General features: G+C 69.8%; 25 protein-coding genes and 1 pseudogene. 15 read left to right on the top strand and 11 right to left on the bottom strand.

The features are described 5' to 3' along the window. Positions 1 to 24 precede the first annotated feature (24 nt). Complete coding sequence (locus OG607_RS18695; protein WP_405724388.1) at positions 25 to 1,113, bottom strand: ABC transporter substrate-binding protein; 1,089 nt, start codon at positions 1,111 to 1,113, stop codon at positions 25 to 27. 221 nt (positions 1,114 to 1,334) lie between these two features. Then, positions 1,335 to 2,303, bottom strand: a complete 969-nt coding sequence (locus tag OG607_RS18690; protein WP_405736883.1) for an alpha/beta hydrolase — start codon at positions 2,301 to 2,303, stop codon at positions 1,335 to 1,337. 141 nt (positions 2,304 to 2,444) lie between these two features. Here OG607_RS18690 and OG607_RS18685 point away from each other — a divergent pair, with 141 nt between their 5' ends. Next, complete coding sequence (locus tag OG607_RS18685) at positions 2,445 to 2,912, top strand: MarR family winged helix-turn-helix transcriptional regulator (protein ID WP_405724386.1); 468 nt, start codon at positions 2,445 to 2,447, stop codon at positions 2,910 to 2,912. Positions 2,913 to 2,935: 23 nt separating this feature from the next. On the opposite strand, the gene OG607_RS18680 is transcribed toward OG607_RS18685, so the two are convergent. Then, positions 2,936 to 3,574, bottom strand: coding sequence for a hypothetical protein (locus OG607_RS18680; protein ID WP_405724384.1), 639 nt, complete (start codon positions 3,572 to 3,574; stop codon positions 2,936 to 2,938). Between the two features lie 235 nt (positions 3,575 to 3,809). After that, complete coding sequence (locus OG607_RS18675) at positions 3,810 to 4,550, bottom strand: hypothetical protein (protein WP_405724382.1); 741 nt, start codon at positions 4,548 to 4,550, stop codon at positions 3,810 to 3,812. 105 nt (positions 4,551 to 4,655) lie between these two features. On the opposite strand from OG607_RS18675, the gene OG607_RS18670 reads away from it, so the two are divergent. After that, a complete protein-coding gene (locus OG607_RS18670) occupies positions 4,656 to 6,113 on the top strand; it encodes an ElyC/SanA/YdcF family protein (RefSeq protein WP_405724380.1) in 1,458 nt (485 codons plus the stop codon). On the opposite strand, the gene OG607_RS18665 is transcribed toward OG607_RS18670, so the two are convergent. Next, positions 6,106 to 6,465, bottom strand: coding sequence for a hypothetical protein (locus OG607_RS18665; RefSeq protein ID WP_405724378.1), 360 nt, complete (start codon positions 6,463 to 6,465; stop codon positions 6,106 to 6,108). The two genes, OG607_RS18670 and OG607_RS18665, sit on opposite strands and share 8 nt — an antisense overlap. Continuing rightward, on the bottom strand, positions 6,462 to 7,034 hold the full coding sequence (locus tag OG607_RS18660; protein ID WP_329313923.1) for a hypothetical protein: 573 nt from the start codon (positions 7,032 to 7,034) through the stop codon (positions 6,462 to 6,464). Before OG607_RS18660 ends, OG607_RS18665 begins: the two co-directional genes overlap by 4 nt. Before the next feature lie 115 nt (positions 7,035 to 7,149). Between OG607_RS18660 and hemL the strand changes: the two genes are divergently transcribed. From hemL to ccsB, 7 genes are all read left to right on the top strand, one after another. Then, the gene (gene hemL / locus OG607_RS18655; protein WP_405724376.1) at positions 7,150 to 8,463 is read left to right on the top strand and encodes a glutamate-1-semialdehyde 2,1-aminomutase; all 1,314 of its coding nucleotides are present in this window, start codon (positions 7,150 to 7,152) and stop codon (positions 8,461 to 8,463) included. After that, positions 8,460 to 9,134, top strand: coding sequence for a histidine phosphatase family protein (locus OG607_RS18650; protein WP_405724374.1), 675 nt, complete (start codon positions 8,460 to 8,462; stop codon positions 9,132 to 9,134). The genes hemL and OG607_RS18650 overlap by 4 nt, the downstream gene beginning before the upstream one ends. Before the next feature lie 82 nt (positions 9,135 to 9,216). After that, on the top strand, positions 9,217 to 10,563 hold the full coding sequence (locus OG607_RS18645; RefSeq protein WP_405724372.1) for a hypothetical protein: 1,347 nt from the start codon (positions 9,217 to 9,219) through the stop codon (positions 10,561 to 10,563). Positions 10,564 to 10,618: 55 nt separating this feature from the next. Next, complete coding sequence (locus OG607_RS18640; protein ID WP_405724370.1) at positions 10,619 to 11,224, top strand: TlpA family protein disulfide reductase; 606 nt, start codon at positions 10,619 to 10,621, stop codon at positions 11,222 to 11,224. 4 nt (positions 11,225 to 11,228) lie between these two features. Further along, the gene (locus OG607_RS18635; RefSeq protein ID WP_405736881.1) at positions 11,229 to 11,990 is read left to right on the top strand and encodes a cytochrome c biogenesis CcdA family protein; all 762 of its coding nucleotides are present in this window, start codon (positions 11,229 to 11,231) and stop codon (positions 11,988 to 11,990) included. Between the two features lie 3 nt (positions 11,991 to 11,993). After that, positions 11,994 to 13,754 carry a cytochrome c biogenesis protein ResB gene (locus tag OG607_RS18630; protein ID WP_405724368.1) on the top strand — a complete coding sequence of 587 codons (1,761 nt, stop codon included), beginning with the start codon at positions 11,994 to 11,996 and terminating at the stop codon, positions 13,752 to 13,754. After that, a complete protein-coding gene (ccsB, locus tag OG607_RS18625; RefSeq protein ID WP_405724366.1) occupies positions 13,751 to 14,827 on the top strand; it encodes a c-type cytochrome biogenesis protein CcsB in 1,077 nt (358 codons plus the stop codon). The genes OG607_RS18630 and ccsB overlap by 4 nt, the downstream gene beginning before the upstream one ends. A gap of 211 nt (positions 14,828 to 15,038) precedes the next feature. Here ccsB and OG607_RS18620 read toward each other — a convergent pair. The 3 genes and pseudogenes from OG607_RS18620 to OG607_RS18610 all read right to left on the bottom strand — a co-directional run. Beyond that, a pseudogene (locus OG607_RS18620) lies at positions 15,039 to 15,290 on the bottom strand (alkaline phosphatase family protein); the annotation flags it as partial. Between the two features lie 144 nt (positions 15,291 to 15,434). Further along, positions 15,435 to 16,409: an isopenicillin N synthase family dioxygenase gene (locus OG607_RS18615; protein WP_405724364.1), complete on the bottom strand. Its 975-nt coding sequence runs from the start codon at positions 16,407 to 16,409 to the stop codon at positions 15,435 to 15,437. A 119-nt stretch (positions 16,410 to 16,528) separates the two neighbouring features. Then, the gene (locus tag OG607_RS18610; RefSeq protein ID WP_405724362.1) at positions 16,529 to 16,984 is read right to left on the bottom strand and encodes a nucleoside deaminase; all 456 of its coding nucleotides are present in this window, start codon (positions 16,982 to 16,984) and stop codon (positions 16,529 to 16,531) included. Between the two features lie 99 nt (positions 16,985 to 17,083). Here OG607_RS18610 and OG607_RS18605 point away from each other — a divergent pair, with 99 nt between their 5' ends. From OG607_RS18605 to OG607_RS18595, 3 genes are all read left to right on the top strand, one after another. Beyond that, complete coding sequence (locus OG607_RS18605; protein WP_405724360.1) at positions 17,084 to 18,379, top strand: PucR family transcriptional regulator; 1,296 nt, start codon at positions 17,084 to 17,086, stop codon at positions 18,377 to 18,379. A 133-nt stretch (positions 18,380 to 18,512) separates the two neighbouring features. After that, on the top strand, positions 18,513 to 19,046 hold the full coding sequence (locus tag OG607_RS18600) for a rhomboid family intramembrane serine protease (RefSeq protein WP_405736879.1): 534 nt from the start codon (positions 18,513 to 18,515) through the stop codon (positions 19,044 to 19,046). Between the two features lie 237 nt (positions 19,047 to 19,283). Then, positions 19,284 to 19,715, top strand: coding sequence for a DUF4870 domain-containing protein (locus OG607_RS18595; protein WP_405724358.1), 432 nt, complete (start codon positions 19,284 to 19,286; stop codon positions 19,713 to 19,715). Here the strand turns inward: OG607_RS18595 and mqnP are convergent. After that, a complete protein-coding gene (gene mqnP / locus OG607_RS18590; RefSeq protein WP_405724356.1) occupies positions 19,705 to 20,607 on the bottom strand; it encodes a menaquinone biosynthesis prenyltransferase MqnP in 903 nt (300 codons plus the stop codon). The genes OG607_RS18595 and mqnP overlap by 11 nt on opposite strands. Continuing rightward, positions 20,604 to 22,061, bottom strand: a complete 1,458-nt coding sequence (locus OG607_RS18585) for a menaquinone biosynthesis decarboxylase (RefSeq protein WP_405724354.1) — start codon at positions 22,059 to 22,061, stop codon at positions 20,604 to 20,606. The genes mqnP and OG607_RS18585 overlap by 4 nt, the downstream gene beginning before the upstream one ends. 77 nt (positions 22,062 to 22,138) lie before the next feature. Between OG607_RS18585 and OG607_RS18580 the strand changes: the two genes are divergently transcribed. The 3 genes from OG607_RS18580 to OG607_RS18570 all read left to right on the top strand — a co-directional run bounded on the left by OG607_RS18580 (position 22,139) and on the right by OG607_RS18570 (position 24,263). After that, on the top strand, positions 22,139 to 22,381 hold the full coding sequence (locus tag OG607_RS18580; protein ID WP_405724352.1) for a PLDc N-terminal domain-containing protein: 243 nt from the start codon (positions 22,139 to 22,141) through the stop codon (positions 22,379 to 22,381). After that, complete coding sequence (locus OG607_RS18575; protein ID WP_405724350.1) at positions 22,378 to 22,731, top strand: PLD nuclease N-terminal domain-containing protein; 354 nt, start codon at positions 22,378 to 22,380, stop codon at positions 22,729 to 22,731. The genes OG607_RS18580 and OG607_RS18575 overlap by 4 nt, the downstream gene beginning before the upstream one ends. Before the next feature lie 104 nt (positions 22,732 to 22,835). After that, positions 22,836 to 24,263 (top strand): purine-cytosine permease family protein, encoded by a 1,428-nt coding sequence (locus tag OG607_RS18570; protein ID WP_405724348.1) that lies wholly within the window; start codon positions 22,836 to 22,838, stop codon positions 24,261 to 24,263. The last annotated feature ends 1 nt before the right edge of the window (position 24,264 follow it).

Raw genomic sequence — 24,264 nt, 5'->3', positions numbered from 1 at the left:
CGGGCGCGGGTGCCGTGCTGTGCCTCAGATGAGGCTGGGGTCCTCCTTGTAGACCGCTTCGAGGAGGGAGAAGTCGAACAGCTTGTCCGCCGTGATCTTGAGGCCGCCGTACGCCAGCGTCTTGATGTTCTCCTCGATCAGCGTGTCCGTAACCGTGAACAGGCCGTTCTTCTTGGTGTCCGCGGTCAGGACCAGCGCGTTCTGGTCCGTGGACTCAAGGGTCTGCTCCTTGGTCGTCAGGCCCAGCCCCTTGCCGTACGTCTCCGCCGCGAGCTTCGCGCCGAGCGCCGGGTCGGCGACGCTGGCCTTCCAGCCCTTGATCTCCGCGCGCAGGAAGGCCTTGACGAGCTCGGGCTGCTTGTCGATGGTGTCCTGGCGGGTGCAGTACGTCTCCGAGACCAGCGGGTAGCCGGTGTCCGCGAGCAGCATCGTGGAGACCTTGAAGCCCTTCAGGCGCAGCGTGTTCGGCTCGTTCGTCACGAAGGAGAACCAGCCGTCGACGGTGCCCTGGGTCAGCGGGAGCGGGTCGAACTGCACCGGCACCTTGGTGATCTTCGACTCGTCCAGCCCGGCGGCCTTCATGTACGCCGCCCACACGGACTCGTTGCTCGCCTGGACGCCGATCTTCTTGCCGTACATGTCCTCCGGCTTGGTGATCGCGTTCTTCGTCATCGACATGACGCAGAACGGGTTCTTCTGGTACTGCGCACCGATGATCTTCAGCGGCGCACCCTTGGAGATCGCCGCACCGGTGATGTCCGGGCCGCTGATCGCGAACAGCGCCTTCTTGGTGACGACATCGGTCTCCATCGGCGTGGCGGAGGGGCCGCCGCCGATCAGGGTGGCCTTGGAGAAGCCCTCGGCGGTGTAGTAGCCCTTGCTGTCGGCTATGTAACTGCCCGCGAACTCGACGTTCTTGATCCAGGACAGGCGCAGCGTCAGCTCACCGAAGCTCTTCGAACCGGACGCCGACGTCGAGGACGTCGAGTCCGAGTCCGACCCGCACGCGGCGAGCAGCGGGGCGCCGAGCAGAGCGGCGCCACCGAGCTGAAGGCCGCGCTTCAGGAAAAGCCGGCGGTCGGAGGCGAGGAGGTTTCTGTCAAAGCTGGTCATAGCGCATGTCCCTTCCGGAGCCGGGTGCACCCGGCGGGTCAGAGGACATTAAGGACGCGGTGTTGCAGCCGGGTGCACCTGTTGTTAGCTGCACGTTTCCGATTCCCCGCGCGTAGAACGATGCTGGTACCGCGAGCTGCGCGATCGGGCTGTGACCCGATCGTTGCCGGTATGCGACCCGGCGGCCGCCGGGTCGCGGTCCGCCGCCCGTCGCCCGCGCGCTAATCCGTGCCGAGCGCCGAGCGCAGGGTTGCGACGGCCATCGCGATCGCGGCTTCGGCGGCGTGCGTCTCGCGCAGGGCGTTGAGCATGACGAAGTCGTGGATGATGCCCTGGTAGCGGACGGCGGTGACGGGTACGCCGGCTTGGCGCAGCTTGTTGGCGTAGGCCTCGCCCTCGTCGCGGAGTACGTCGGCCTCGCCGGTGATCACCAGTGCCGGGGGCAGGCCGGTGAGCTGCTCGGTGGTGGCGCGCAGCGGGGAGGCGGTGATCTCGGCGCGCTGGGTCTCGTCGGTCGTGTACTGGTCCCAGAACCACTGCATGGCGTCGCGGCGCAGGAAGTAGCCGGTCGCGAACTGCTCGTACGAGCCGGTGTCGAAGCTCGCATCCGTGACCGGGTAGAACAGCACCTGCTGGACGAGCGGGACGTCGCCGCGCTCCTTGGCCATCAGCGTCAGCGCGGCCGACATGTTGCCGCCGACGGAGTCCCCCGCGACGGCCAGCCGGGCGCCGTCCAGGCCCTTGGACGCCCCTTCGCGTACGACCCACTGGGCGACGGCGTAGTTCTGCTCGATGGCGACCGGATACCGGGCCTCGGGGGAGAGGTCGTACTCGGGGAACACCACGGCGGAGCCGGCGCCGACGGCCAGCTCGCGCACCAGGCGGTCGTGGGTGTGCGCGTTGCCGAAGACCCAGCCCGCGCCGTGGATGTAGAGGATCACCGGGAGGGTGCCGGTGGCGCCCTTCGGCCTGACGATCCGCGCCCGCACCGATCCGGTCGGGCCACCGGCGACGCTGATCCACTCCTCGTCGACCTCGGGCTTGGCGATCTCCCCGGACTGGACCTCGTCGACGGTCTTGCGGCCCTCGGCCGGGCCCAGGTCGAACAGGTACGGCGGATTCGCGGTCGCCTCGGCGAACGCGGCGGCGGCCGGCTCCAGTACGGGCTGCGCGGGGGTGTGCTCGGACATCTCGGGCTCCTCGGTGTTGCGGTGCGTCGTACCTTGCACGCCAAAGACTATGACACGATTACCTCGTGCACAAGGTAATCGCGGCAAAGTAATCAAGTACGATGAAGACAAGGAACACAGGGAAGAAGGAAGGGGGCCTTCATGAGCGTCACCGACACCGCCGGCCAGGTCCAGCCGGGCGGCTCCTCGCTCCTGGACGACCAGCTCTGCTTCGCCCTCTACGCCGCCTCCCGCGCCGTGACCAACCGCTACCGCCCCCTCCTGGACGAGCTCGGCCTCACCTACCCCCAGTACCTCGTCCTCCTCGTCCTCTGGGAGCACTCCGCCGTCTCCGTCAAGGACCTCGGCGCCGCCCTCCAGCTCGACTACGGCACCCTCACCCCTCTCGTGAAGCGCCTGGAGTCCAACGGCCTCGTCCGCCGCCGACGCCGCCCCGACGACGAGCGGTCCGTCGAGGTCACCCTCACCGACCACGGCCTCGCCCTCCGCGACCGTGCCCGAGCCGTCCCCTCCGCCATCGGCGACGCCATGGGCCTCGCCCCCGAGGAGTCCGCCCTGGTCATGTCCCTCCTGCGCCGGCTGACCGCCAACGTCACCGCGCACCGGTAGGGCCTGTCCCGGCCGAACTCCCTTTACGCCACCCTGATCCGGCGGACGGGGGTGATGGTGGGGGCGGTGACCGGTACGGATGCGGACGCGGGGACGGCCGAATAGCCAGTACGCCCCCAGCCGCCCGTCCGTCGCAGCACCAGCCCGAGCCGCCCGAGGGGCCCTTCCAGCCGCAGCATCCGCGCGTACAGCGCTGCCCGGCTCATCGGCTGGCCGGCAGATCCCAGCAGCTGCATCAGATCGTGACAACACCACGACCGAGTTACGTCCTGGAAGAGCAAAAGGCTCAGCAGAACCCGCTGCGACGCCGGATGCGCGAGCAGCTCCCGCGGGAGTTCGCGCGGCGCGTACGGCTCATGCGCCGCCACCCAGCGCCTGTCCGCCGCCAGCCTGACCGCCAGTTCCTCCACCGGCATGTCCCGCGCCAGCACGTTCGTGGCCCCCGCGTCCAGAACGGCCGCCGTATCGGCCCCCTCCGGGAGCAGCACAACGACCGGCGCCAGCCGGCGAAGAGCCGCCACCCTGCGTTCGACGTCCGGAGCGCATTCCCGGTGCGGCACGTCCAGGATCGCCAGCGGCCGCGCCCGCGTCAGCAGTTCCGCGTACGCCTGGTTCACTCCCCACGCGTGGACCACCGGCGGCAGGGCCTGCGTTCTGCGCATGTCGCGCAACAACGGCCTGCTCCGCTCCCTGTCCAGCGAGATCACCACACAGTCGGCCGCCTCCCCTCCTTCCGCGTCCGTCCGGTATGAACTTCCCTCACTCGTCATGTCGTTCCCCGTCACAGGCGCCACTCTTGTACTTGATGCCCTCCCGGCACGCCTGGTTCGCATGACGCAAACACATTCCTGACAAGTTCGACGAGGACCGCACCGTTCCCGAGTCAACAGGCCATGCTCACCGGTCCGGCATCGCGTTGGCGACTACCCGGTCGGCGACCGACAACACCGTTCCGCAGTCAGTGCAGGCGGCTTCCCCGAACAGATACAACAGCCTCCGGGCAACCATGGGCCGGCCATCGGCAAGGGCCCGGCCATGCAAGCGCTCCGCCAGGCCCCGCAGCCCCACCGGATCAGCCGGCCGCAGCCGTGTCTTCTCGACCTCACGCAGTGCGTAGTCATCGCTGCACGAGAAGCACTCGTCCTCGCTGATCACCACAAACAGGCTCACAGCGCAGTGCGGGCACTCGATCTCGTACTCGCCCTGCCACAGGCTGTCCAAGTGCTCGTCCCAGACCTCGACATCCTCGAAGGCCAGCGCGGTCTGGAGCAGAGAGAGGTAGTCCTCCGTATCCCACGGGAGACGCAGGCACTGATCCGTGAGGCGCGCAAGGTCCGCCAGCTGCGATGAGTAGACCTCGCGGACCGTGGTGCCATCGACAGAGCGGCGCGCACTCGCCACGATCGGGCCTGCCGCGAACAGAACCCAGTGGCGCTCTGCGGGCTCCCGGCCCGCGGCGATCTCAACCAGACGGGGCAATGCCGCGAAGCTCGCCGAGAAGGCCGTGTCGAGCTGCGGGCAAAGCCGGTCCATCAGCTCGGACCACACACCCGGCGGATCGGCCTCGAACCGGTCGAGCAGGGCCGGGACACCCTCCGCGGAACCGTATGCATCGCTGAGCTGCGACCACTCCGTCATAGGCAGATCCAAGCAGACCCTCCGATGCCACCGAAGGTGGAGCACGGATGACGTCTCACCCCCTTGTGAAGGCGCACCCTGCTGTCCAGCTGGGAGTCTGCTGCTATGGCATCCGCACCGGTCTCCTTCGATGAACTTCCCGAATCCGTTCGTGCCGCCGTCGAAGCCCGTACCGGCCACGTCATCAGGGTGGAGGCGATCTCGGCCGGTCTCAACAGCGCACTGTCCGCCCGAATCCACACCGCTACCGGCAGCGTGTTCCTCAAAGGACTGCGGAGCGACCACCGACGGGTGTGGACCCAGCAGCGCGAAGCCGGGATCAACTCGTACGTGCAGGCACTTGGGCCGCGCCTGCTGTGGCACCTCGACACCGAGGGCTGGAACATCCTCGGCTTCGCGCCCATCGACGGTCATCACGCCGACTACAGCCCCGGCTCCCCGGATCTCCCCAAGGTCGCCCAGGCCCTGCGCGAACTCGCGGACATCCCCTGCCCCGACATCCCGCTGCGCCGGGCCGAGCAGCGGCTTGCGGCGTACGTCGACGACCCGGCGGTGCTGGCGTACTTCGCGGGCGACAGCCTGCTGCACACCGACCTGAACAACCGCAACCTGCTGATCACCGACCGAGCTCACCTGGTCGACTGGGGCTGGGCCACACGCGGCGCCGCGTGGCTTGACGCGGGCTACTGGGTGATCTGGCTGGTTGCCGGAGGCCACACCCCGGCCGAGGCAGAGGCCTGGGCCGCGCGAATCCCCGCCTGGGGCGCCGCCCATCCCCAGGCTGTGGACGCGTTCGCGGCGGCGAACACGCGGGTCTGGGATGAGATCGCCGGTGCCGAACCGGACGCATGGACCAGCCGGATGCTGTTCGCCGCCCGGCGGTGGCGGGACTACCGGCTGGGAGTGGCGTCCGTGATCAGTGAGGACAACTGGCGTGACGCGCGGCTGATCTGGGACTACCAGCGGATGCGGCACGAGCCGCGCCCCTGCGATGTGGCGATCGCCTTGGGCAGCCGGGACCTGGGCGTCGCCTCGGAGGCGGCCCGGCTCTTCCACGCGGGCCTGTTTCCGGCTCTGGTCTTCACCGGCGGCAACAGCCCTGGCACGGCCGCACGCTTTCCGCGCGGTGAGGCCGTGCACTTCCGGGAGCGCGCGCTCGAACTCGGCGTCCCGGACGAGGCGATCCTGCTGGAACCCGCAGCGAGCAACACGGGGCAGAACATCACCTTCTCGCGGGAGGTGATCAACGCCGCCGGAATCCGGCCGCGTTCCGTGCTGCTGATCTCCATGCCGCCCATGGAGCGGCGTGCCTTCGCCACCTGCCGCGCCCAGTGGCCCGAGGTCGAGGTGGTGTGCGCGTCGGCCGCCGTGGGGTTCGAGGACTACGTCAGGTCGATGGGGGAGGCCAGGCCGTTGATCGGCATGATGCTGGGCGATTTCCAGCGGGTGATCGAGTACCCGAAGCGCGGCTTCGCCATCGAGCAGGCCGTGCCCGGCGAGGTGCAGGAGGCGTACGAACGGCTCGCCCGCGCCGGATTCGCGGGGCGGCGGCTGGTCACCTGACCTGGGCTTGCGCCCGGCGGGCCAGGCGCGATGCCGCGGTGAAGACGAGTACGGAGACCGTTGCTCCGGCTGCCGTGCTCAGGGTGTCTGCCGTGATCTTGTCCAGGTGCGGCCGTAGCAGGTCGACCAGGACGAGGACGGTGAGTGAGCCGGCGAAGCCCGCTGTGGCGCCAGGGATCCAGTAGCGGTGGCGGAGCATGAACCATTGACCCAGGACCATCACGAGGGGGAAGGCCACTTCCAGCGTCGGGTCGCCGATGAGGCGGAGGACGACATAGCCGAGCCCGCAGAGCAGCCAGCAGCCGAGGATGTACCGGGCGGCTTCCCACCAGGGGACGCCGCCCTGGGTCACGGCCAGACCAGGCAGTAGAGCTGGTGGCCGCTCTCGTGGCAGCGCTGGGCGAAGTCCTGCCACTCGTGGAGCATCTCGTAGATCACGAACGCGTCCCGGGGCCCGCGCCGGTCGGGGACGGTGGACCAGATGAAGGCGGCGGCGCCTAGGGCTTCCTCGCCGGCTTTGCGGAGGGGCTCGACGACGGATATGGGGAGCTTGACGACGGCGTAGTCGGGGTGGAGGACGACGAGTTCGAGGGGCGGGACCTTGGCCGGGGGTATGCCTTCGATGCCGGTGAGGACCATGGCGGCCATGGTCTCCGGCTTGACCTTGGTGTACATGCCCTGGCCGAGCTCGTCGCCGCCGAGTTCCTCGGGACGCATGGAGATCGGGACCCGGGCGGCGGTGGCGCCGTCGGGCGCACCGAAGTACTTGTAGGTCACCCCCACTCGGCCACCCCTGCTCCCACTCTGTGCTGCGGCTTGTTCGCTGTCGGCCGATGGCCGACGACGGCGTCCCGGGGGGCGGGCAGGTTCGGGCTCTGGGTCGTCGCCCGCACCATCGCCCAGCTCGCCACCGCGCTGCATTTCACTACCCGACCATCCGCAGACCCAACCGCGCAACCCGATCATCGTCTCAGATGCACGGTCGATACCTGACCGCGCAACGCCCGTCGCCTCCAGCATTTGAGAGCATGTGCTTGTGAGCTATCCGTACGCGTACGAAGCGCCAGTTTCTCAGACCTTGTTCGACCGAGCGTCGGCCGTGACGCCGGGAGGTGTGAACTCGCCGGTTCGCGCCTTTCGCGCCGTGGGCGGTACGCCCCGGTTCATGGTGTCCGGTACCGGTCCGTACCTTACGGATGCGGACGGCCGCGAATATGTCGATCTCGTCTGCTCGTGGGGCCCGATGATCCTCGGCCATGCGCACCCGGAGGTGATCGGGGCGGTGCAGGCCGCGGTCACCCGGGGTACGTCCTTCGGTACGCCGGGTGAGGGTGAAGTCGAGCTGGCCGAGGAGATCGTGGCCAGGGTGGCGCCGGTGGAGCAGGTGCGGCTGGTGTCGTCGGGGACCGAGGCGACGATGTCGGCGATCCGGCTGGCGCGCGGCTTCACGGGCCGGGCGAAGGTGGTCAAGTTCGCGGGGTGCTACCACGGTCATGTGGACGCGCTGCTGGCGGCGGCGGGTTCCGGGGTTGCCACTTTCGGGTTGCCGGACACGCCGGGGGTGACGGGGGCGCAGGCCGGCGACACGATTGTGCTGCCGTACAACGATCTTGAAGCCGTACGGGCGGCGTTCGCGGCGCACCCGGGCGAGATCGCGTGCCTGATCACGGAGGCGTCGCCGGGGAACATGGGCGTGGTGCCGCCGCTGCCCGGGTTCAACGCCGGACTGGCCGAGTTGTGCCGGGACAATGGCGCGCTGTACATCTCCGACGAGGTCATGACCGGTTTCCGGGTCAGCAAGGCCGGCTGGTACGGGATCGACGGTGTCGCGCCCGACCTCATGACCTTCGGCAAGGTCATGGGCGGCGGCTTCCCGGCCGCGGCCTTCGGCGGCCGGGCCGATGTGATGGCGCACCTCGCGCCGGCCGGTCCGGTCTACCAGGCGGGCACGCTGTCCGGTAACCCGGTGGCGACGGCGGCCGGGCTGGCGCAGCTGCGGCTGCTGGACGACGCGGTGTACGAGACGGTGGACCGGGTCGCGGCGGAGGTGTCGGGGCTGGTGAGCGAGGCGCTGAGCAAGGAGGGCGTCGCGCACCGGTTGCAGAGCGCCGGGAACATGTTCTCGGTGTTCTTCACCGACGAGGCGGTCACCGACTACGGCCTCGCCAAGTCGCAGGAAGCCTTCCGCTTCACCGGGTTCTTCCACTCGATGCTCGCCCAGGGCGTCTATCTGCCGCCTTCCGCGTTCGAGTCGTGGTTCGTGTCGTCCGCGCACGACGCCGCCGCGATCGAGCGCATCGCCGCAGCCCTTCCCGCTGCCGCCCGAGCCGCTGCGGAGGCCACCGTATGAGCGAGATCACTGTCGTCCACCTGATGCGGCACGGCGAGGTCGAGAACCCCTCCGGCGTGCTGTACGGGCGGCTGCCGGGCTACCACCTGTCCGACCTGGGCCGGAAGATGGCCGACCGGGTCGCCGAGCACCTGGCGGGCCGGGACATCACGCACGTCGTGGCGTCGCCGCTGGAGCGGGCGCAGGAGACGGCGGCGCCGATCGCGGCCGTACGGAGCCTGGAGACGGCGACGGACGACCGGCTGATCGAGGCGGAGAACATCTTCCAGGGCAAGACCTTCGGGGTCGGCGACGGGGCGCTGAAGAACCCGGCCAACTGGAAGTACCTGGTGAACCCGTTCAAGCCGAGCTGGGGCGAGCCGTATGTCGACCAGGTCGTGCGCATGAAGGCGGCCCTGGACGCGGCGCGGGACGCGGCGCGCGGGCATGAGGCGGTGTGCGTGAGCCATCAGCTGCCGATCTGGATCGTACGGAGCTTCGTGGAGCGGCGGCGGCTGTGGCACGACCCGCGCAAGCGGCAGTGCACGCTGGCCTCGCTGACCTCGTTCACGTACGACGGGGACCGGATCGTGGCGGTCGGCTACACCGAGCCGGCCCGGGATCTGGTGCCGGCGCATCTGCTGGCCGGGGCGAAGCCGGTGAAGGGCGGGTCCAAGGGGTTCGGGGCGTAGGCGCACGGGGCCCGTCGGCGGGTCTCGTGCGTGCGCCGTCCGCGTGAATACCACCTGATTAGATGGAGAGCGCGGGCCGTGCATGGAACAAGCCTGTATGGGCGAGTTCAGCGGGGTGAGTCGACGCGGGATGGTGGGGCTGGGTGCCGCAGCCGCCGCTGTGACGGGCGCGGCCGCGGTCGGCCTGACGCAGGCACAGGGTTCCCGGGGGCGCGCTCCGGCCCCGCCGGCGCCGTCGGCCCATCCCGGCGCGCACCGGGCCCCGGATCCTCCGCGCAGGCCCGCGCGGCCGCCCGTACGCCTGATCGGCGACGGCTCGACCGCCGACACCGGGACGCAGCCGCATCAGCCGGCCCCGCCGGAGCGGATGGAGCCGGGGAGCGAACCGCCGCAGTTCGTGATCTTCTCGTGGGACGGGGCGGGGGAGCTGGACACCGGGCTGTTCGCGCGGTTCCGGAGGCTGGCCGCCGATCACGGCGCGAAGATGACCTTCTTCCTGTCCGGGATCTATCTCCTTCCCGAGTCGCGCAGGCACCTGTACCGCCCGCCCCGCAACCCGGTGGGTGCCAGCGCGATCGGCTATCTCACCGACGCCCATGTGCAAGCCACCCTGGAGCAGGTGCGCCTCGCCTGGCTGGAGGGCCACGAGATCGGCACGCACTTCAACGGCCACTTCTGCGAGGGCACCGGCTCGGTCGGCCGCTGGTCCTCGAGCGAGTGGCAGAGCGAGATCGAGCAGGCCATCGGCTTCGTCGAGAAGTGGCGTACGAACACCGGCTTCCGTGACCTCCAGCCGCTGCCCTTCGACTACCGCAAGGAGCTCATCGGCGCCCGCACCCCCTGCCTGCTCGGCCAGCGCAACCTGCTCCCCGTCGCCTCCCGCCTCGGCTGGCGCTACGACGCGAGCTCGCCCGGCGGGACGCAGGTCTGGCCGGGCCGCACCCATGGCCTGTGGGACCTGCCGCTGCAGGCGCTGCCGTTCCCCGGGCGGGGCTTCGAGGTGCTGTCGATGGACTACAACATGCTGGCCAACCAGTCGGTGCGGGCCACCGCCAGCGACCCGCGCAACTACCCGGGGTGGGAGCAGCAGGCACGCGAGTCGTATGTCTCCGGCTTCCGGCGGGCGTACGAGACGAACCGGGCGCCGCTGTTCATCGGCAACCACTTCGAGCAGTGGAACGGCGGGATCTACATGAACGCCGTCGAGGACGCGCTCAAGCGGATCGCGGATCATGACGACGTGCGGCTGGTCTCCTTCCGGCAGTTCGTGGACTGGCTGGACGCGCAGGATCCGGTGGTGCTGGCCAAGCTGCGGACGCTGGCGGCGGGACAGGCCCCGGGGGAGGGGTGGGCGCGGTTCCTGGGGGCGGGGCGGGGGCAGGGGCGGGAGCGATCACGCCGCCCTTACTTGGGGCATTCGTCGCTTTAGGCAAAGGTGTCGGGGGTGCGTAAGATCGCGCGGCACCCCATGCGAAACTTTTCACATGAGTACTGCTGCGCGCGCCGTGAGCCGCCTCACCGGAGCCTCCGCCGGAGCCGTCGCGTTCGCGCTGGCATTGACGGGCTGCACCGCGGGCTCGGACTCGTCCTCGTCGGGGAGCAACACCAACTTCGTCAGCGGCACGGGTGAGATCAGCACGGTGAAGGCGGGTCACCGCACGGCCGCCCCCGCGCTGAGCGGTGAGACGGTGGACGGCGGGAAGCTGGACGTCGCCGACTACAAGGGCAAGATCGTGGTTCTCAACATCTGGGGATCGTGGTGCTCGCCGTGCCGGGCCGAGGCCAAGAACCTGGTGACCGTCGCCGACGACACGAAGGCGAAGGGCGTCCAGTTCGTCGGGATCAACACCCGCGACCTGCAGACCGCGCAGGCCAAGGCCTTCGAGAAGAAGTACGCGGTGCCCTACCCGAGCCTGTACGACCCGACGGGCAAGCTGATCCTGCGCTTCCCCAAGGGCAGCCTCAACCCGCAGGCCATCCCCACCACGATCGTCCTCGACCGGGAGGGCCGCATCGCGGTTCGCGCGCTCAAGGCGCTCACCGAGGACGAGCTGCGCAAGATCCTCGATCCGCTGATCGCGGAGAAGTGACGTGATCGTTTCTGCGGCGGCGGGCGACTACAACCAGACAGTGCTCAGCGGGGCGCTGCTGGCCGCCGTGCCCATCGCGGTGCTCGGCGGGCTGGTCTCCTTCTTCTCGCCCTGCGTGCTGCCGCTCGTGCCCGGCTATCTCTCCTACGTGACCGGGGTCACCGGCACCGACCTGGCCGAGGCCAAACGGGGCCGGATGGTCGCCGGGGCCTCTCTGTTCGTGCTCGGCTTCACGGCGGTCTTCGTCTCCGGGGGCGCGCTGTTCGGCAACTTCGGCTGGACGCTGCAGGAGCACAAGGACGTCATCACCAAGGTGCTGGGCGCCCTCACCATCGTCATGGGGCTGGCCTTCATGGGCCTGGTCGGCGGATTCACCCAGCGCGAGTTCCGATTCCACAAGCGGCCCGCGATGGGGCTGGCCGGCGCGCCCCTGCTCGGCGTGCTCTTCGGCATCGGCTGGACGCCGTGCATCGGCCCGACGCTCGGCGCGGTCCAGACGCTGGCGTTCAACGAGGCCAGCGCGGCGCGCGGGGCGCTGCTCACCGTCTTCTACTGCCTCGGCCTCGGCCTGCCGTTCATACTCGCCGCGGTCGCCTTCCGCCGCGCGCTGGGCGCCTTCGGCTGGGTCAAGCGCCACTATGTGTGGGTCATGCGGATCGGCGGCGGCATGCTCGTCGCGGTCGGCGTGCTGCTCGTCACCGGCGTTTGGGACCACATCGTCTACCAGATGCAGATCTGGTCTTCCGGCTTCACCCCAGGGATCTGATCGATGAGCACGACCGACAAGACCGATGAGAAAGAGCTCGGCGCGGCCGGCGCGCAACTGTCCACCGCCCCCGAGGAGGAGGAAGCGGGCACCGTCGTGCCCGGCTCCTTCGGCGGCCTGCGCAAGCCGGGTTTCGTCGGCGCGACCGCGTGGACGGCGCGCGAGGTGTGGGGCTGGCTGCGCTGGATGTGGCGTCAGCTGACCTCGATGCGGGTCGCGCTGATCCTGCTCTTCCTGGTGTCGCTGGCCGCGATCCCCGGCTCGCTCATCCCGCAGACCAGCACGAACGCGGTCAAGGCACAGGACTTCACGGACGCGCACCCCACAGTCGCGCCGCTCTACGAGAAGCTCGGCCTCTTCCACGTCTACAGCTCGGTGTGGTTCTCGGCGATCTACATCCTGCTGTTCGTCTCCCTCGCCGGCTGCATCATCCCGCGCAGCTGGCAGTTCGTCGGCCAGCTCCGCTCCAAGCCCCCGGCCGCCCCGCGCAACCTGACCCGGCTGCCCGCTTACGCGACCTGGCGTACGCCGGCCGAGCCGGACGAGGTGCTGGAGAGCGCGCAGAGCGCGCTGCGCAGGCGGCGTTTCCGTACGGCACGCGCGGGCACGGCCGTCGCGTCGGAGAAGGGCTTCCTGCGCGAGGCGGGAAACCTGCTCTTCCACATCGCGCTGTTCGGGCTGCTGATCTCCTTCGCGGTCGGGCAGCTGTGGAAGGGCGACGGCAGCAAGCTGATCGTCGAGGGCGACGGATTCGCCAACACCATCACCGCGTACGACGACTTCACCCCCGGCTCCTTCTACGGCGCCGACGACCTGAACGCCTTTGGGTTCGACCTGGACAGCTTCACCGCCACGTACGCCACCAGCGGCCCCGACAAGGGCAGCGCCCGCACCTTCCGTGCCAACATCCACTACTGGACGGGCGCGGACGGCAAGAAGCACAAGGGCGCGATCGAGGTCAACAAGCCACTGGAGATCGCCGGCTCGAAGGTCTACCTCAACGGCCACGGCTACGCCCCCGTGGTGACCGTCAAGGACGGCAGCGGCACGGTCGTCTACTCCGGCGCGGTCGCCTTCCTGCCGACGGACGCCAACCTGACCTCCACCGGTGTGATCAAGGTGCCCGACGCGGTGGACAAGAACGGGAAGGCGGACCAGCTCGGCTTCAGCGGGCTGTTCACCCCGAGCTTCAAGCTGGACAGCACCCTGGGGCCGATCTCCGTCTTCCCCGCGCTGGCGAACCCCGCGCTCATCCTCACCGCGTACCACGGCGACCTGGGCGTCGACTCCGGGCTGCCGCAGAACGTGTACCAGCTGGACACCAAGAACCTGAAGCAGTTCAAGGACAGCAAGGGCAACATCGTCTCGAAGGCGATGCAGGTCGGCGACACCATGACGCTGCCCAACGGCGCCGGCTCGATCACCTTCGACGGCATCAAGACCTTCGCCCAGTTCCAGGTCACCCACCAGCCGGCCACCGGCTGGGCACTGACCAGCGCCTTCTCCGCGATCATCGGCCTGGCCGGCTCGCTGTTCATCCAGCGCCGCCGGGTGTGGGTGCGCGCGGTGCGTGGCGACGACGGCGTCACGGTCGTGGAGCTGGCCGGCCTCGGCCGCAGCGAGTCGGCGAAGATCGCCGACGAACTCGGCACGTTCGTGGACATCCTGCTGGTCACGGCACCGGTCCAAGCAGAGCAACCGCCCGAAGAAACCTCCGAAGCTTCCGAAGAAACCCAGCCCGAGGACGAAGGAGCCCGCGCGTGAACCTCGCTGCTGCCGCGGTCAACGAGAACGTCGCCCACATCAGCAACTACCTGATCTACTCCGCGATGGCCGTCTACACGCTGGCGTTTCTCGCGCACGTCACCGAGTGGACCTTCGGCAGCCGGAGCAAGGTCGCCGTCCAGTCGGCGGCCCTGGTGACCGCGGCGGCGGCCAAGCCGGCCGTCACCGTGAAGTCCGCGGGCGGCACCGCGGTCATCGAGCGGCCGCAGGTCGTCACGCGGGCCACCGCCAGCGACCGCGGCATCCCCGACGGTCCCGGAGCGGCCGGCGAGGACGAGCAGGGCGACATGTACGGGCGGATCGCCATCTCGCTCACCGTGCTCGCCTGGGCGCTGCACGTCGGCGGGGTCGTGGCCCGTGCCATCTCGGTCGAGCGGGCCCCCTGGGGCAACATGTACGAGTTCTCGACGACCTTCGGCGCCACGGCGGTCACCGCGTACCTCGTGCTGCTGGCGCTCGGCAAGAACGTCCGCTGGATCGGCCTGTTCATCACCACCGCGGTCCTTCTCGATCTCGGCATGGCCGTCTCCGTTCTCTACACCGCCAGCGACCAGCTGGTCCCCGCGCTCCACTCCTACTGGCTGTGGATCCACGTCTCGTGCGCGATCATCTCCGGCGCCCTGTTCTTCCTCGGCGCGACCGCGACCTTCCTCTTCCTGTTCCGTGACAGCTACGAGAGCGGCCTGCTCCAGGGCAAGCCCAACAAGGGCCGCTGGGCCAACGCCATGTCCCGTCTCCCCGCCGCCTCGACCCTCGACAAGTTCGCGTACCGCGTCAACGCGGCGGTCTTCCCGCTCTGGACCTTCACCATCGTCGCGGGCGCGATCTGGGCCGAGGCCGCCTGGGGCCGCTACTGGGGCTGGGACCCCAAGGAGACCTGGTCCTTCATCACCTTCGTCCTCTACGCCTGCTATCTGCACGCCCGCGCCACCGCCGGGTGGAAGGGCCGCAAGGCCGCCTACCTGGCCCTGCTGGCCTTCGCGTGCTTCCTGTTCAACTACTACGGCGTGAACATCTTCATCACCGGCAAGCACTCGTACGCCGGCGTGTGAGCATACGTAGGTAAGGGCCGCCCTCCTGGAGGGCGGCCCTTACGCATGTGCCGTGCGTGCCGTACGAGCTGTCAGCGGCGCCTGCGCCGGCCGCGCTCCTGCACCGGAGGAGTCTGGTCGGCACCCGGCAGGGTCGGCTTCGGGAGGTTCGCGACCTCCCACTCGGCCTCGGTGAGCTGCTCGGCGGTGTCGTCGGGCAGTCGCGGGGGCTGCCGGTGGACAGGGTCAGGGCGTCGGGATCGGCGAAGCCGCGTACGCCCTTCATCGTGCCGAAGTAGTGGTCGAAGGAGCGGTTCTCCTGCATGAGCAGGACGACGTGCTCGATGTCGTCCAGGGAGCCGTGGGTCGCCGGACCGGCGGCGACCGCCTGCTGGATGCTCGGCGGGAGAAGCGTCAGCGCGGCGGCGCCGCCGATCGCTCCGGCTGCCGAACCGAGGAGTCTGCGTCGGGTCAGGTCGGGCATGGGGGTCCCTCTTCCCTTGAGTCGCATGAGGCCTCGTTGGGCCGCATGCGACTCTTCCGGTGCGTCGGCACCGCAGGGCGGCAGGAAGAGGGAAGTCGCGTGAACGATGCATCAAGTCATCGCAAATGCGATCAGTGGGTCCGGTCAACCCACGCTGATGGAATCCAGCTTGGCGCGCAGATACGTGTGCGAGTCCACGGGCTCGTACGTCACCCGGCCGGTCGGCGCCGGAAGCGACTCGACGAGGGTCCGGGTGTCGCACTCGTAGAAGTAGACCAGCGACATCAGCTCCTCCGCCGGGGCGTCCGACGGCGGCGGAAGGACGCGGTGGCGGCCGGAGCGCCAGCGGTCGCCGGTCCAGCGGGCCATCAGGTCACCGATGTTGATGGTGAAGGCCTCGGGGTCGTACGGGGCGTCCTCCCAGCCGCCCTCGTCGGTGAAGACCTGGAGCCCGCCCTTGCCGTGCTGGCGGTCCAGGACGGTGACGGTGCCGAAGTCCGTGTGCGGGCCGATGCGGAACTGGCCGGGCTCGGGCTCGCCGACGGTGTCGGTGCCCGGGTACCAGTTGATGTTGAAGCCCCAGGTGGGGTGGCCGGTGTGGCTGGTGAAGAAGTCGGCCGGCCGGCCCAGGGCGGCGGCCAGCAGCTCCAGAAGCTGGTCGGACAGCACGCGCATGCGGCCCAGGTAATCCGTCACCATGGCGTGGAGTTCCGGCGCCTCGTCCGGCCAGACGTTGGGCCGGAACCACTCCTCGTCGATCTCCGGGTCGCCGGTCGGCTCGTCCGCCGCGAAGGACCAGGACTCCTTGAGGTCGGGCGGGGTCTCGATGCCCTCCGCGTAGGCGTTCGCCTCCGCACCCGGGCCGAGCCAGCCCCGGCCGCCGACCTTGACGGCGTACGCCTCCTTCGCGGCGGGCGGGAGACGGAAGAAGGCGCGGGCGGCGTCCCGAATGCCGCTGCGCAGCGCGGGGTCGACGCCGTGGCCGGTCACCAGGAGGAAACCGGCGCTCTGCAGGGCCTCGTCGACGGTGGTCGCGATGCGCGCGCGGGCCTCGGGGTCGCCGGACAGCCAGGGCCGAAGGTCGATGGTGGGGACGCGCGGCGGGTGGGACGGGGACATGCGGTTTCTCCTCGGGGGTCGGAAGCGGTGGGGTGGTGCCGGTGGCCTGGTGCGGTGACCGGAATGGTTCGCCGGGTCCGTCCGGTTGCGCAACCCGGCGAACGTACGCGGTCACCGCGCTATTCGCCGATGTCCTCGTTCCAGAGTTCGGGCCGGTCCTTGATGAAGTCGGTCATGAGAGTGACGCACTCGGGGTCGTCGAGCAACACGACCTCCACACCGGCGCTCTCGGCCAGCCAGTCGTGGCCGCCGTAGAACGTCCGCGCCTCGCCGATCACCACCCGCGAGATCCCGAACTGACGGATCAGACCGCTGCAGTACCAGCACGGCGACAGGGTGGTCACCATCGTCGTACCCCGGTACGTGCGCTGCCGGCCCGCCGCACGGAAGGCGGAGGTCTCGCCGTGCGCGGACGGGTCGCCGTCCTGCACGCGCATGTTGTGCCCGCGCCCCAGGACCGTGCGCCCGTCCGGGCCGTACAGTGCGGCCCCGATGGGGATGCCGCCCTCGGCGAGCCCGGCGCGGGCCTCGGCGACGGCGGTCGCCAGCATCGTGTGTGCGTCGTCGAGCTTCATGATGACCACTCTGTACGTCCGGAAACACCCCGGCAACGTGCGGAAAGTACTCTCCCGACAACCCGCATCCGGACGAAGTGTCAGTCCCGGGAGGCCTGCATGACCGCGATTTCCGCTCTGATCTCACTCCGGGAGATCCTGGACCTCGACTGCGTGGCGGAGGCCGCCCCCGACGTCCTGTCCGGTGCGGACGTCCTGGACCGGCCGGTCCGCTGGGTCCATTCCAGTGAGATCTACGAGATCGGCCCCCTGCTGTCCGGCGGCGAACTCCTGCTCACCACGGGCCTCGGGCTGGCCACCGCCGACGCCGGTGCCCGCCGTCACTGGGTGCGCGAGCTGGCCGCCCGGGAGATCGCCGGGGTCGCCTTCGAGGTCGGCCGCTCACTGCCGGACATCCCGCCGGAGGTGGTGGAGGAGAGCCGCCGGCACGGGCTGCCGCTCGTCGCCCTGCGCAAGGTGGTGCCGTTCGTACGGATCACGGAGGCCGCCAACACCGCGATCATCGCCCACGGGATGGCCGCCAGGGCCGCGCGCGAGCGCCGCGACGGGCCGCCGGAACGGTCCGCGTACGCCGCCGGCCTGCTCTCCGACCTGGCGGAGGGCCGGGCCGTCAACCAGCCCGAGGTCTCGGCCCGCTCGGCGCTGGCCGGATTCCTGCCGTCCGCCTCCCAACGGCTCCTCGGCCTCTCGGCGCACGGGGCCGCCCCGGCCGTCCTCGACACGGCCGCCCGAGCCCTCGGCGGTCATGTGCTGCGCGCCGCCTTCCCCGGTGACACCCTGGCCCTGTTCGCCCTCCCCGGGTCCGTACGCGATCCCGTACGCGCCCTGCAGGAGGCCCTGCGGGCCACGGCAACTGCAGGCCTCACCGCCGCGGGCCTCACCACCGCAGGCCTCACCGCCGCCGTCGGGCACGCCGTGCCTGCCGACGGGCCCTGGACGGACTGGAGCGACACGCTGCGAGCGGCCCGCACGGCGCTCGAACTCGCCCTGACCGTCTCCTCCGCCGAGCCGGGCCGCCCCGGCCCCGTCATCACGTCCTCGCGCGCGCTGGCCCTTGAGCGCGAACTCACCCGCGGCGGCGTCGAGCCCAACCGCGCCCGGCTCGCCCGGCTCGTCTCCCACACCCTCGCCCCGCTCCTGGACTGGGAGTCCGCCCACGGCAGCGACCTCGTCCGCACCCTTGAGGTGCACCTCCGGCACGGCTGCAGCCCCACCCGCACGGCAGCCCTGCTGCACATCGGCCGCCAGTCCCTCTACCAGCGCCTGGAGCGCATCGAGCTGCTGCTGGGCGCGCCGGTGACCGACCCCGAACTGCACTCCGAGCTCCTTGTCGCGGCCTGCGCCCACCGCATCCTGCGAGGCGCGCAGGCGCGCCCGGGGGCGCTCGCGGCTTGACGGAACCACCCCGGATGTCCGAGGCGTTGTCTACCTTTGGATGACAGCTGGATGACAGCGACCGAAGGGGGATTCGGTGGGGTACGCGTCAGGAGCAAAACCCGGCGACCGGGTCAAGGCCGCCGGCGGGCTGATGCTCGCCTGGGTCGGTCTGCTCTGGCTGCTCGAAGCGGTGGACGTCAAGACGCACCACAGCCTCGACACCTTCGGCATCGTGCCGCGCGAGATCGGCGAGCTCCGCGACATCATCCCGGCCGCCTTCATCCACTTCGGCTTCGACCATGTCGCCGCCAACAGCATCCCGCTGTTCGTCCTCGGCTTCCTCGCCGCGCTGCGCGACATAGGCCGCTTCCTGGGCGTCGTCTTCGTCATCGTTCTCACCAGTGGCTTCGGCGTCTGGCTGGTCGCTCCCGCCGGCACGAACACGGCGGGCGCGTCCGGTGTCGTCTTCGGGCTCTTCGGCTATCTGCTCATCCGCGGCTTCGTCGACCGCAGGCTGCTCGACATCGCGGTCGGACTGGCCGTCGCCGTGTACTACGGATCCATATTGTGGGGCGTGCTCCCGACCGCCCAGGGCGTGTCCTGGCAGGGCCATCTCTTCGGGCTGTTAGGGGGCGTGGCTTCGGCCTTTCTCTTCCGTGACGTAGCATCCGTGAGCATGCGCTGACCCGTGGGGAGCGGTCGGCGTCACTTTCCGGGGGATTTTGTGACTGATTTCGCCAAGCAGCCCGACGAGCCCGCTTCCGAGGCTGCTTCTTCTGAATCCGCGCCCGAGGCGGGGCCCGACGCGGGATCCGGCGCGGGGTCCGGTGCACCGCAGCCGCCGTTTCCGCCGCCGCCCGGGTACCCGGGCCCGGGGTACTACCCGCCGCCTCCGCCGATCCGGTCGCCGACCAGCATCGCGATGTGGGCCCACCTGGGTCTGGTCATCACGCTGGCCGTGGGCAGCAGCGTCTGCTGTCTGGGCCCGATGCTGTGCTGGATCGTTCCGCTGGTGATCCGCAACGACCAGCAGAACCGGCACGACCCCTTCATACGGCACCACGCCACCCAGGCCCTCAACCACGCCATCACGCAGGCGATCGCGCTCACGGTCGGCATGATCCTGGGAGCCGTGGCCTACTTCGGGCTCATCTTCACGCTCGTCTCGCACAGCGACGGCGACATGCCCAGCGGCCTGCCGGCCCTCCCGGTGATCGCGGGCGTGCTCTTCGCCGCCCTCGTCCTGTACTGCATCGCCGGCTTCGTGTTCGCCGTCATCGGCACGACCAAGGCGAACACCGGCCAGTGGTGGTCCTACCCGAAGCTCCTCGCGATCCCCTTCGTCAAGGGCTGAGGCCCCGCACCGCGAGGTCGAGCAGTGCGCACACGAACAGCGCGATCCCGATGAACCCGTTGACGCTGAAGAAGGCCCGGTTCAGCCGGGACAGGTCGTGCGGCCGGACGATGCTGTGCTCGTAGAGGAAGGCGCCGGCGACGATCGCCAGGCCGAGCCAGAAGAAGGCGCCCGCACCGGTGGCCAGGGCGTACCAGAGGAGGAGGGCGGTGGTGACGGCGTGGCAGCCCCGGGCGGCCCGGATGGCGGCCGGGACGCCGAAGCGGGCGGGCACCGACAGCACGCCGGACTCGCGGTCGGAGTCCACGTCCTGGCAGGCGTAGATCAGGTCGAAGCCGCCGATCCAGATGCCCACGGCGAGGCCGAGGATCACCGCTTCCCAGGACCACTCGCCGGTGACGGCCAGCCAGGCGCCGATCGGGCCCATGGACTGGGCGAGGCCCAGGATGGCCTGGGGGAAGTTCGTGAACCGCTTCCCGTACGGATAGAGCACCATCGGGAAGACCGCGAGCGGGGCGAGCGCCAGGCACAGCGGGTTGAGCAGGGCGGCCGCGCCGAGGAAGAACACCAGGGCGATCAGGGCGCCGGTCCAGGCGTGCTTCACCGACATCGCGCCGGTGACCAGCTCCCGGTGGGCGGTGCGGGGGTTACGGGCGTCGATCTCGCGGTCGATGATCCGGTTGGCGGCCATCGCGAAGGTGCGCAGGCCCACCATGGCGAGGGTGACGAGGAACAGCCGCCCCCAGTGGATGTTGCCGTCGAGCCGGAACATCGCGGTGAGGGAGGCGATATAGGCGAAGGGCAGCGCGAAGACCGAGTGCTCGATCATCACCAGGCGCAGGAAGGCTTTGGTGCGTCCCGGCTGCGGGATCGCGGCGGAAGCGGAACTCACAGGCCGTACTCCTTCCAGCGGCGGTCGACCGTCGCCGCTGTATCCGGGTCGGACAGCACCATCTCCGGCCAGCCGCCGTCCCGGGTGTAGCCCTCCTCGGGCAGCTTCCGGGTCGCGTCGATGCCCGCCTTGCCACCCCAGAACTGCTGGTAGGAGGCGTGGTCGAGGTGGTCGACCGGGCCTTCGACGATGCTCAGGTCGCGGGCGTAGTCGGTGTTGCCGAGAGCCCGCCAGGCGACCTCGTGGAGGTCGTGGACGTCGCAGTCGGAGTCGACGACGACGATCAGCTTGGTGAGGGACATCATGTGGGCGCCCCAGATGGCGTGCATGACCTTCTGGGCGTGCTTGGGGTACTTCTTGTCGATCGAGACGATCGCGCAGTTGTGGAAGCCGCCCGCCTCGGGGAGGTGGTAGTCCACGATGTCCGGCACGATGATCTTGAGCAGCGGCAGGAAGAACCGCTCGGTGGCCCGCCCCAGTGGCCCGTCCTCTGTCGGGGGCCGGCCGACCACGATGGACTGCAGCAGTGGCCGCTTCCGCATCGTCACGCAGTCGATCGTCAGGGCCGGGAAGGGCTCCTGCGGGGTGTAGAAGCCGGTGTGGTCGCCGAACGGGCCCTCGGGGAGAGTCTTGCCGGGCTCCAGCCAGCCCTCCAGCACGACCTCGGCCTGTGCGGGCACCTGCAGGGGCACCGTCTTGCAGTCGACCATCTCGACGCGCTTGCCCTGGACGAAGCCCGCGAAGAGGTACTCGTCGATGTCGCCCGGGAGAGGGGCGGTGGAGGCGTACGTGACGGCCGGCGGGCAGCCGAAGGCGATCGCGACGGGCAGCCGCTCGCCGCGCCGCTCGGCGACCTTGTAGTGGTTGCGGCTGTCCTTGTGGATCTGCCAGTGCATGCCGATGGTGCGGCGGTCGTGCCGCTGCAGCCGGTAGAGGCCGAGGTTGCGCACGCCGGATTCCGGGTCCTTGGTGTGCGTAAGGCCCAGGTTGAAGAAGGAGCCGCCGTCGTCCGGCCAGGTGAACAGGGCCGGGAGCGCCTCCAGGTCCACGTCGTCGCCGGTGAGGACGACCTCCTGGACGGGGGCGTCGGAGGACTTGACCTTCTTCGGCGGGACATGGGTCATCCCGGCCAGCTTGCCGAAGGCCTCGCGGAAGCCGACGAAGCCGTGCGGCAGTTCGGGCTTGAGCAGGCCGCCGATCCGGTCGCTGATGTCGCTGTAGGACTTCAGCCCCAGCGCCTTGAGGAGGCGGCGGTCGGTGCCGTAGACGTTCATGGCCAGGGGCATCGAGGAGCCCTTGACGTTCTCGAAGAGCAGCGCCGGGCCGCCCGCCTTGTTGACGCGGTCGACGATCTCCCCGACCTCCAGGTAGGGGTCGACCTCGGCCTTGATGCGTTTGAGGTCGCCGTCGCGCTCCAGGGCCCGCAGGAGGGAGCGAAGATCGTCGTAAGCCATGCCTCCCAGTATCGGGCACCCAGTAGATTGACCCGGACAGCGGGGCCCGTGGCGGGCGTCGCGGAACGGGGAATCCGATGACGACGGTCGTGGCCTGGGTGCTCTACGCGGTGATCCTGGCGCTGTACATCTGGGCGTTGGTGGACTGCGTCCAGACGCCGGCGGCGCAGATACGCGGTCTGCCCAAGGTGGGCTGGCTGCTGCTCCTGCTGGCCGTTCCCATCCTGGGGACCGTCCTGTGGCGCAACTGGGGCAAGCGGTCCGTCCCGGTCGTCCCTGTCACCACCGTCACCACCGTTTCCGAGGAAGCTTCGAGATGATCAGGTATGTGCTGCCCCTGCTGGTGCTCGGGCTGTGGATCTACGCCTTCATCGACTGCGTGCAGACACCCGAGAACGAGGTGCGCGGGCTGCCCAAGGTGGTGTGGGTCCTGATCATCCTGTTCTTCGGCGAGGTGCTGGTCGGCCCGGTCGCCTGGCTGGTGGCGGGCAGGAACCGCGGCGTCCCGGCGGAAGGCGGCAGCACTCCGTCGCAGTGGCACCGCAACCGCCGCGGCGCGCAGTTCGTCGCGCCCGACGACAACCCCGAGTTCCTCAGGTCGCTCAAGGACAGGAAGAGCGACGAGAAGAAGAGCGACGAGAAGAAGGACGAGGGCGAAGCGCAGGCCTGACGCGTACAACAGGCAGCCGCGTACACGCTGTACGCATCGACGGCTGCCGGTCCGGACAACCCGCCCATTGGGCGGAGGCGCGCGAGTCCGGATAGTTGAGGGGCATGACGACAGCTCCAGCCAGTCCAGCCAGCGCGGGCGCCGAGGCGCCCCCCGCAGTACCCGCGTACGGCGACAAGGTGATCGCCGTCGAAACGGCGGGTGCCGAGCCCATCCCGGCCGCCGAGCGCCACGGCAGTCCTGTGCACCTGCTGTGGACCTGGGCCTCGCCCAACATCGAGTTCGCGACCGTCTTCATCGGTGTGCTGCCGGTCATCGCCTTCGGGCTGACCTTCTGGCAGGCGGCGTTCGCACTGGTCCTCGGCGCCGCGGTCGGGGCCGTCTTCCAGGGCATCCTCAGCCTGGAGGGGCCGCGCTTCGGGGTGCCGCAGATGGTCGCCGGGCGGCTCGCCTTCGGCTACCGGGGCAACGCGCTGCCGTCCGGGATCAATGCGGCGGTGGCGGGCATCGGCTGGTTCGCCGTCAACAGCGTGAGCGCGGCCTTCGCCCTGGACACGCTGACCGGGCTGAACCCGCTGCCGAGCCTGTTTGTCGTCGTGGCCGCGCAGATCGCGATCGGTTTCATCGGGCACAACTTCGTGCACGCCTTCGAGCGGTATGCCTTCCCCGTCCTCGGCATCATCTTCGTGCTGGCCGCGATCTGGACCTTCCGCGCTTCCGACCTGGGCGCCCCGGCGGCGTACCACGGCGGCACCGGCGGCTTCCTGCTCGCCTTCAGCACGGCCTTCGGCTACACGGCGGGCTGGAACTCCTACGCCTCCGACTACACCCGCTACCTGCCGGCCGCGACGGCGAAGTGGAAGACCGCCGTCTTTCCCGCGGTCGGGCTCTTCGCCTCCGTCACCTTCATCTCCCTCATCGGGGCCGCCTCCGCCACCATCGCCTCGCCGAAGGACGCCACACCGACGGCCGCCTTCACCGGCCATCTGCCGGGCTGGCTCGGCAATCTGACGCTGCTTGCGATCATCATCGGCGCGATCTCGGCGAACGCGCTGAACATCTACTCCTCCTCGATATCGTTCACCGCGATGGGCCTGCGACTGCCCGGCTGGCTGGGCCGCAGCACGCTCGTCGTGGTCTTCGGCGTGCTGGGCATGCTCTTCGCCTGGAGCGGGCTCGACGACGCGGGAGCGTCCTACGAGGCGTTCCTGCTGGTCATCTCGTACTGGGTGGCCCCCTGGCTCGGCATCGTCCTCGTCGAGCAGTGGCTCTCGCGCAAGGCCGAGCACGACGGGCTCGCGGCGAAGCTCACCGACCCCGGGTACGCGAACTGGGCCGGGCCGATCGCGCTGGTGGTGGGGATGGCGGTGTCGATCGCGCTGTTCTCCAACCAGACGAAGTACGTCGGCCCGGCCGCCGAGCACTGGCCGGGGATCGGCGACATCACGTGCGTCGTCGGCTTCGCCGTGAGCGCCGCGCTGTACGCGGCGCTCAGGCGCTACGGGCGTGTCCTCAACCGCCGGACGGGCTGAA

This window comes from Streptomyces sp. NBC_01537, assembly GCF_045040445.1.
GTDB lineage: Bacteria > Actinomycetota > Actinomycetes > Streptomycetales > Streptomycetaceae > Actinacidiphila.
Note: the sequence above shows the minus strand (reverse complement) of the source record. Positions and strands in the feature narration are given on the sequence as shown.

What these genes read in the sequence shown, in the direction of transcription:
- OG607_RS18695 (WP_405724388.1), bottom strand. Translation starts at nt 1,113, where the DNA reads ATGACCAGCTTTGACAGAAACCTCCTCGCCTCCGACCGCCGGCTTTTC.
- OG607_RS18690 (WP_405736883.1), bottom strand. Translation starts at nt 2,303, where the DNA reads ATGTCCGAGCACACCCCCGCGCAGCCCGTACTGGAGCCGGCCGCCGCC.
- OG607_RS18685 (WP_405724386.1), top strand. Translation starts at nt 2,445, where the DNA reads ATGAGCGTCACCGACACCGCCGGCCAGGTCCAGCCGGGCGGCTCCTCG.
- OG607_RS18680 (WP_405724384.1), bottom strand. Translation starts at nt 3,574, where the DNA reads ATGCGCAGAACGCAGGCCCTGCCGCCGGTGGTCCACGCGTGGGGAGTG.
- OG607_RS18675 (WP_405724382.1), bottom strand. Translation starts at nt 4,550, where the DNA reads ATGACGGAGTGGTCGCAGCTCAGCGATGCATACGGTTCCGCGGAGGGT.
- OG607_RS18670 (WP_405724380.1), top strand. Translation starts at nt 4,656, where the DNA reads ATGGCATCCGCACCGGTCTCCTTCGATGAACTTCCCGAATCCGTTCGT.
- OG607_RS18660 (WP_329313923.1), bottom strand. Translation starts at nt 7,034, where the DNA reads ATGCAGCGCGGTGGCGAGCTGGGCGATGGTGCGGGCGACGACCCAGAG.
- OG607_RS18650 (WP_405724374.1), top strand. Translation starts at nt 8,460, where the DNA reads ATGAGCGAGATCACTGTCGTCCACCTGATGCGGCACGGCGAGGTCGAG.
- OG607_RS18645 (WP_405724372.1), top strand. Translation starts at nt 9,217, where the DNA reads ATGGAACAAGCCTGTATGGGCGAGTTCAGCGGGGTGAGTCGACGCGGG.
- OG607_RS18640 (WP_405724370.1), top strand. Translation starts at nt 10,619, where the DNA reads ATGAGTACTGCTGCGCGCGCCGTGAGCCGCCTCACCGGAGCCTCCGCC.
- OG607_RS18630 (WP_405724368.1), top strand. Translation starts at nt 11,994, where the DNA reads ATGAGCACGACCGACAAGACCGATGAGAAAGAGCTCGGCGCGGCCGGC.
- OG607_RS18615 (WP_405724364.1), bottom strand. Translation starts at nt 16,409, where the DNA reads ATGTCCCCGTCCCACCCGCCGCGCGTCCCCACCATCGACCTTCGGCCC.
- OG607_RS18610 (WP_405724362.1), bottom strand. Translation starts at nt 16,984, where the DNA reads ATGAAGCTCGACGACGCACACACGATGCTGGCGACCGCCGTCGCCGAG.
- OG607_RS18605 (WP_405724360.1), top strand. Translation starts at nt 17,084, where the DNA reads ATGACCGCGATTTCCGCTCTGATCTCACTCCGGGAGATCCTGGACCTC.
- OG607_RS18600 (WP_405736879.1), top strand. Translation starts at nt 18,513, where the DNA reads ATGCTCGCCTGGGTCGGTCTGCTCTGGCTGCTCGAAGCGGTGGACGTC.
- OG607_RS18595 (WP_405724358.1), top strand. Translation starts at nt 19,284, where the DNA reads ATGTGGGCCCACCTGGGTCTGGTCATCACGCTGGCCGTGGGCAGCAGC.
- OG607_RS18585 (WP_405724354.1), bottom strand. Translation starts at nt 22,061, where the DNA reads ATGGCTTACGACGATCTTCGCTCCCTCCTGCGGGCCCTGGAGCGCGAC.
- OG607_RS18580 (WP_405724352.1), top strand. Translation starts at nt 22,139, where the DNA reads ATGACGACGGTCGTGGCCTGGGTGCTCTACGCGGTGATCCTGGCGCTG.
- OG607_RS18575 (WP_405724350.1), top strand. Translation starts at nt 22,378, where the DNA reads ATGATCAGGTATGTGCTGCCCCTGCTGGTGCTCGGGCTGTGGATCTAC.
- OG607_RS18570 (WP_405724348.1), top strand. Translation starts at nt 22,836, where the DNA reads ATGACGACAGCTCCAGCCAGTCCAGCCAGCGCGGGCGCCGAGGCGCCC.